Genomic DNA, 3754 nt, shown 5'->3' on the forward strand with positions numbered 1-3754 from the left:
ACTGTTATTCAAATGTCTTTTTACACTCAATATGTCTGTTTTTATTCTCAATTAGATGTTTTCTCTCCGTAATTTCCCTCTGTGACAGTTAGGGGGCGGAAGGTGGGATAGAAGAAAAAATAGAACGAAATCTACCTCCTGAAACTCAGAAAATAAATGATTCTAAAAAAGTAGTAACCTCCAATATTCCTGAGCATCAGCTTGTAGGACGTGAGCAACTTATTTCTATACTCATTTCTAAACTTCAAGAAGATTGCCGAATACTATTAATTACTGGAATCACAGGCATTGGTAAAACTTTTTTTGCTGGACAATTATCAGTAAAAATGCAAAGAAATTTTACCCAAACTTTTATATTGAATTTTGACCATTACCAAAATAGATTTGATACTTCTCAAAATATAGATTTTGCCAGTATAGCCTATCAAATGCTAACAGATTGGGGTGAAACATTAAAACCAGATGAGCGTAAAGATACACAATTTTTGTTCAATTGGGTAGTTGCCAACTTAGAAAATAATCATTATTTGCTAGTGATTGATTCGTTAGAATTCATCCTTAATCATGAGAGCAATTTTAAAGATGAGTATTGGAATAAATTTTTTAGTTATTTGTTGTCTGCTAATTTTTGTCAGAGTAGAATTATTATCACTTCTCAGGATTTGCCGAGGCAATTATATACTATTGGTTCGCGTTATCCAAATCATTGGCACTGTCAAATTCTTAAAGGATTATCTGAACAAGAACAATTAGAATTTTTTAACCAAGCAGGTTTAGACATTAGCCAATATTTAGATAATTTAACCTATCTTAAAAAAATTGGTGCTGCTTACGAGGGACATCCATTAGCTTTGCGAGTAATTACTGGGGAAATAATTAGTGAACCTTTTTATGGCAACATTACAGCTTACTGGAACAAATATGGTCATGAGGTGGAAAAAGTTGAAAAAATTCAACAGGAGTTAAAAACAAATTTAGTTTTTAAACTAGATAGATATAGCAGACATTTGGAAAAATCCGTAAAAGAACGTATTGAAATTGCTTTTAAGCGGCTTGCCGATAATTCACCAAAAGCTTATTTAATGCTTTTATCTGCATCTGTCTATTCCGAACCAGTATTAGAAATATTTTACCTTAATACTTTGGAACATTTGGGACTAGATGAAGAAGAGCGATTCACAGTTCTAAACAAACTACATGATCGTTATTTAATTGAAGAAATGATAGATGATAATCATGACTTACTATTGAGACAACATAACCTTATTCGCAGTGTAGCATACGATCAACTTAAGAAGTCAAAACCTGGAAAGCAAATATGACTCATGATTTTGATCAACCAGAGATAAAAACTCAAGAATCTTTAGAAACAATTAATTTCTCCAACCCTGGAGAATTGGTGTTATCTCAAATAGGTGTTAATCCAGTAATATCTTGCTCAAATGAAATTTCTCTTTGGGAATTTGCTCATTACGAGGCAATAAAAAATTGGTCAATGTATAAACCTAAATCTAATGCTTCTGACTTAGAAAAAGTAAAACATTATCTGAATATATTTCACCATTTATGTGAACTAGAAGCATGGGAAAAATCGTGCATACTGATTCGGTTAACTATCCCCACTACTAAAGAGCTACATGAACAATTAGGTATTTGGGGTTACTACAATGAACAAATTGAACTGTACAGCAGAATTTTAAATAAACTCAACTTAGATTTAGATTGTGTGTGGTTAAATGGTTTAGGTAATGCTTACGCTCATCTAGGAAAAACTATTCTTGCTATCGATTGCTATACAAAACAGTTAAATATTGCCCGTAAAATCAACAACCAAAAAGTAGAATCCCTAGCACACAACGGCTTAGGTTGGGTTTATATTAATTGTACTGAGGAATCTGATAAGGCACTTTTTCATTATCAGCAGCAATTAAAAATTTCCAGAGAAATTGGTGATCAGCTAATAGAAGGACAAGCACTATCTGGGTTAGGTTCTATTTATAATATGATTTCCATAGCAAATTACCAATTATCAATTCAATATCATAAAAAGTCATTAGCGGTTGCACAAGAAATTAATGATCCAAGCATAGAATATAATGCACTGAATGGTATAGCAGCTAATTACATCAATATGGGAGAACCCAACCAAGGTATTAAATATATCCAATTACAGCTAAATATAGTTGATAAAAATTGTGAAAACTATCAATTATGTAATACTCTAAATAATTTAGCTTCTACCTACATATTATTGGAAGATTATGATAATGCAGTTAAATCTTTACAGAAAGTATTACAAATAATCAAGGCAAATAGTAATAAACAACTAGAAGCTCAAGCATTACACACACTTGGTTGCCTTTATATTTATGTAGATAAACAATACAAAGAAGCAATCAATTGTTTTAATTCAGCTTTAATTATTAACAATCAAATTGGAAATAGATTATATGCTTACATGAATAGACTCAATTTAGCTTATTGTTACGGTTGTCTAAAAGAACATCAAAAAGCGATTGCAGAATCCCAGCAGGTTATAGTATTTGCTAATGAAACCAGAAATAAACATCTACAAGGGTTAGCATTGGCAATGTTGGCTAATACCTACTGGCATCAAGGTTGGCATCAAGGAAAATGTATTTGGGGCTTACTACTAATTGTAAGGAGTATGCTAATAATTCCTCCTTGGAAAACTGCAAATAGTAAGCTGACTTTAAAGATAACAATTAGGACAATTAGCCAAACTTTATGTCAATTATTTAATCAAAATTGGCTTAAGTAATTTTGGAGTAATTTCTGGTCTATGATAAAAGGCTTGTAAATTAGCTTTAGATAAAAGTAGCATTAATTTGAAATTCAAAACAGCGGCTAGGGAGGTTAAAATTTTTATCTAACACCAATTTTAATGAAGCTATCCGACTCTATGAAGAAATGGAAGCACCCAAGCAAGTTGAGAAGGTGGAAAAAGCGAAAAGCGAGAATATTGATTCACAAAATCTAGGGGTTTAGCATTGCTAAACCCCTCCCAATAACGGGGCTTATTTTGATGTAAAAGCGCTTCTATGTCTGTAGCACAACGTATTTTTACTGACCTATTTTTTTTGCTGAAGTCGCGGTACTGATAGTATTTTCAATTTTTTAAGAAAAGTAGTCTTGGCAACTTGTAGTCTATGGAAGGCTTTTGTAATACCTCCTTGCCTGTGGAAGACTACACAAATGAAAAAGCTTAATTCATGAACCTTTGGGACTATTCCCAACATACAAAGAGCATACAAGACTTGTTCATACTCTTTGTAACAATTGTTAATTTTTGATGTAAGGAACTGAAGATTATGGCGAATATTACTGGCACTAATGGCCCTGATAATCTTTCTGGTTTAGTTGACTTTGCTTTTCCACTACTAATTGATCAACCTGATGTGTTTAACGCATTAGCAGGTGATGATGTTATCAACGCTCTTGGGACTAATGATACCCTCAACGGTGGAGATGGTAACGATACCCTCAATGGTGGCGATGGTAACGACATTCTCAACGGTGGTGGGGGGAATGACTCACTCATTGGAGGAGGAGGTATAGACACCCTCAATGGTGGAGATGGTAACGACATCATCCGTTCCGACGGTGACGGTGGTCTTTACCGTGGTGATAGCGGCAATGACACCATGTTCTCTGGACTGGGAAATGAAACCATGGATGGTGGAACTGGTGTAGACCTAATTGACCACACCATTTTCTCTGGCAACTATGTCTT

3 protein-coding genes are annotated in these 3754 nt (G+C 33.7%); all 3 read left to right on the top strand.

Features of this window, described 5'->3' with window-relative positions; translation table 11 throughout:
- The first annotated feature begins 221 nt into the window (after nt 1-221).
- On the top strand, nt 222-1322 hold the full coding sequence (locus H6G73_RS24065; RefSeq protein WP_336244971.1) for an NACHT domain-containing protein: 1101 nt from the start codon (nt 222-224) through the stop codon (nt 1320-1322).
- On the top strand, nt 1319-2782 hold the full coding sequence (locus H6G73_RS24070) for a tetratricopeptide repeat protein (protein WP_190609053.1): 1464 nt from the start codon (nt 1319-1321) through the stop codon (nt 2780-2782). The genes H6G73_RS24065 and H6G73_RS24070 overlap by 4 nt, the downstream gene beginning before the upstream one ends.
- 550 nt (nt 2783-3332) lie before the next feature.
- A partial coding sequence (locus tag H6G73_RS24075) for a calcium-binding protein (protein WP_277925202.1) occupies nt 3333-3754 on the top strand: 422 nt, incomplete at its 3' end.

It is taken from the genome of Richelia sinica FACHB-800, from assembly GCF_014698825.1.
Classification (GTDB): domain Bacteria; phylum Cyanobacteriota; class Cyanobacteriia; order Cyanobacteriales; family Nostocaceae; genus FACHB-800.